The 3,419-nt window shown below is 35.2% G+C and carries 2 protein-coding genes and 3 pseudogenes; 4 read left to right on the top strand and 1 reads right to left on the bottom strand.

Annotated elements, in window-relative coordinates; all coding sequences use genetic code 11:
- Together FTV09_RS17300 and FTV09_RS17295 are read left to right on the top strand one after the other, a co-directional pair.
- Positions 1–113, top strand: a pseudogene (locus FTV09_RS17300) (IS6 family transposase); the annotation flags it as partial.
- A gap of 184 nt (positions 114–297) precedes the next feature.
- Positions 298–608: pseudogene (locus FTV09_RS17295) on the top strand (ISNCY family transposase); the annotation flags it as partial.
- Positions 609–700: 92 nt separating this feature from the next.
- Here FTV09_RS17295 and FTV09_RS17290 read toward each other — a convergent pair.
- Positions 701–1,024 carry a helix-turn-helix domain-containing protein gene (locus FTV09_RS17290; RefSeq protein ID WP_120376129.1) on the bottom strand — a complete coding sequence of 108 codons (324 nt, stop codon included), beginning with the start codon at positions 1,022–1,024 and terminating at the stop codon, positions 701–703.
- A 1,106-nt stretch (positions 1,025–2,130) separates the two neighbouring features.
- Between FTV09_RS17290 and FTV09_RS17285 the strand changes: the two genes are divergently transcribed.
- Positions 2,131–2,493 (top strand): antitoxin Xre/MbcA/ParS toxin-binding domain-containing protein, encoded by a 363-nt coding sequence (locus tag FTV09_RS17285; protein ID WP_120376127.1) that lies wholly within the window; start codon positions 2,131–2,133, stop codon positions 2,491–2,493.
- Positions 2,494–2,915: 422 nt separating this feature from the next.
- Positions 2,916–3,293, top strand: a pseudogene (locus FTV09_RS17280) (S24 family peptidase); the annotation flags it as partial.
- Positions 3,294–3,419 lie beyond the last annotated feature (126 nt).

The raw sequence follows: 3,419 nt of genomic DNA, 5'->3' as shown, positions 1-3,419 counted from the left end.
CAATTAAAGGTATTGAAGTCATGCGTGCACTACGTAAAGGACAAGCATCGTCATTTTATTATGGTCAGCCTCAGGGTGAAGTGTGTCTAATCAACAGGGTTTTCGGTCTCTAAGTACTTTTTAAAGGAAACATCATCGACTCAAATCTCTATTTGCAACAGTGCCATTTAAAGTGTCTATATTCTCACCAATAAAAATGTCTGGTTTATGATGGTTTTCACCATCATGGACTGGATATAAATTATAGATGCTGATCACTATGTCTGGTAAATAAATACAACGCCTAAAGATCATCGTATTATCCAAGTCCGTGCTACTGAAATCTTGAATCTTTCAACCAGTCATGATGATTTGGTAAAAACCAAATGTCTTTCCATTATTTTTGAACATTTGTTGGGATTTGGACCCACCTTGGCGCATGAAAAGCTCACCACCGTGCATGGATTCGATCTTTCAGTAGAAACCCTACGTTCCATGATTGCGGCTGACTTGCAGATTTTACGATCCAAACGCCTGAAACGCCCATATCAGCCACGCTATAACAGTGAGTGCTTTGTTGAGCTGATTCGTATCATGACTGGTTTGAAGGTCAAACCGCCAAATCCTGCTGCTAAATTTCTAAGATAGTGGGAACCCCACCCTGACCATTGTCATATTGATCTTAAGAAGAGACAGGGTGACACAGTTTTGATATAAAACTTTAGTTTTGCAACGACAAGATGAATTTTTCAATCATCTGTCTTTCTGATTCAGGTAATGCTTGAATAGATTTTGTAATTGGATCGCTCCCTGAATGAGTATGTTGATCTATACATCCTAATAAATAATCAGCAGATATATTCAGCACAACAACTAACTTATAAAAATTTTCTAACGACGGTTTACGAGAACCTGCCTCAAAATGTGCAATTGATGTAGATGGCATGCCTGATTTTTCCGCCAATTCTTGCTGTGTCATTTTTCTCATTTTTCTGATTTCTTTTAGTCTTAGACAAAACAAATCAGCATCCATTTCAAGCATCATAATAAAACACCATAAACCGACAATAATAACTTGACTAAATAGGCAAGTTTGCATATAAATATTGATAGTATTTTATTGTCTATTTCGACAAAAAACATCTTTTAAAAATTAAGGAGGGAAATTAGATGATCAATATTGTATGTGCATGAGTGACCTATCTAGACAATAGGACACTCATGCTTTTCATTCCAAACCCAGGAAATGAAAGATTGTAAAATTTCGACGTTTTACCTTTGCATTCTTTCATAACAAATAATTTAAGTAAATTTTTCTTTTAAGAAAAATCTATTCACTTAAAGGCTCGATTATGAATAGTTCCTCTCATGTAGTTCTTAAATCAATTAGATCTGAAATCCGAAATCTTAATGTACGGATCATTTCAAAAATAGTAGCTTCTAAAATTATCGAAACTACGGCCCTACAATTACTATTTGAACCAGGCTTTTGCAAACAGCTTAACGTTGCACGCCATCTCACGACATATGAAGCTGTTGCATATTTTGTTGATAATCAATTTTTTGAAGAATATGGATTTCAGCAAGTATCTTTAATTAGTTTACAGAATATATATGATCAACTTTTAACTAATTTCTATGAGCATTTGACGAACACGCCTTATTATCCTATGTGATAGATGGCTCTTAACCTTAATTAAGTCCTCACATAAAAATGAGTGCGGACTTAATTCATGGCTATAAATTGCATTTTTTAGCAACTCAAGTTGCTAAAAAATGCAAAACTTAGCAAAACTCAAACTCAGTATTGTGAATATCTGCAAAAAACCATCACTTTAATTATTTCTATTGCTTTTATTTCAAGGTAATTACCAGGAGAGCAACCATTGCATTTTTTGTGGTGTTTTTTCTGATCAAGTTCCTATTTAGCCATATTGTTTAAAAGAGAAATAAAAAACTCTGATTACTGAACAACCCATATTTGGGAGAGTTTTCTATTCAGAAAATTTTTCAATTTACTCAAAGAAGGTCATAAAAACGTGGAGACTAGATTCGCGCTTTTTATGGGGCTAATATAACAAATTTTAGATACTTTTTATTTTTCCAGATAATTTAAGAAAAAGCACTATTTTTTATATTAAGGGCATACTTATGAGTCCACTTTCACAACCTATAAATAAATCTAAACTTTTGGCTCAGGCTTCATGGAAAGCGGCTCAGCAGCTTGGGTTAAAACCTGAGCAATTTGTAAGAATTCTGCATCTTGAATGCGTTGATATGGATTTATCTGATGCAAGCCTAATGCTAGATCCAAATTCTCAATCAGGGGAAATAGCAATAATCGTAATTCGGATTTACAGAGCTGTTTATAGCCTGAATGGTGGTGATATTAAATGGATGCACCGTTTTCTCAATTCACCTAATTTATTAACTGGAGGAGTTCCTATAGAACAGATGGAAACTATGCATGGACTACTTTCTGTACTTAAGGCCGTAGAAGCTTTTCCATGTTAAAGTACTGACTTTTAAAGAATACCAATAGTTACTTGGGAACAGAAAGCAGTATAGCTATCAGATAATATGGTCGGAAAAATCCCTAAAGTATGTAGCTTATTGCCTTGAGCAGCCCTCCCTTTCATATGTCGACTCAGATCCAGTGGAGGCATTAAAAGGAGTGATAAAAGTCGTCAATACGTATGATTCTAAAGCTTCAAAATTCCCTTCAGAAGCGGCTTTATTGCAGGATATAAATCTTTCTAATGCACATTCGGAGCTACTTGGTAGGCAGCTAACTGACAAAGAATTAGGTCAATAAATTTATAAATCTCCCAGAATTTATACTTTTCATATTAACCATTTATCCAGATTCTCTTGTTTTTGGAATGAGGTAAAGTTTATTATTTGATTTTGTCACAAAATCAAATAATGGATAAGTCATGAGCAATAATCGTGGGGGAAGCCGAGAAGGTTCCGGTAGAAAGCTAAAATATAACGAGCCTACAAAAACTGTAAGAGTACCTGTATCCAAGATCATAGAAATCAAGAATTATCTCAACGAAGCAGAGAAACAATGCTTTAATGATGTTGCTTCAATCTCTCCTGTAGAGCCGTTCACTCACATGCAAATTCCTCTGGCTTCCGAGAAAGTTGCTGCTGGTTTTCCTTCCCCTGCTCAAGACTATGTAGATAAAACTCTAGACATGAATGAACACCTCATCAGCAATGAGGCAACAACATTCATTGTCAAAGTAGCCTCTCTTTCAATGAGAGATGCTGGCATCGACATTAATGATGAACTTGTCGTTGATCGTAGTTGAACCGTACCGGGTTTGTCGGAGACCAAGCTTTCTGAGAGAATGTCCCGATGAAAAAAGTAAAATATACCCCTGAAATCAGAGAAAGAGCGGTTCAATTATTGATTGAATCCGAGAAAGATTATC

This window comes from Acinetobacter sp. YH12227, assembly GCF_013417785.1.
Lineage (GTDB): Bacteria > Pseudomonadota > Gammaproteobacteria > Pseudomonadales > Moraxellaceae > Acinetobacter > Acinetobacter gandensis.
Note: the sequence above shows the minus strand (reverse complement) of the source record. Positions and strands in the feature narration are given on the sequence as shown.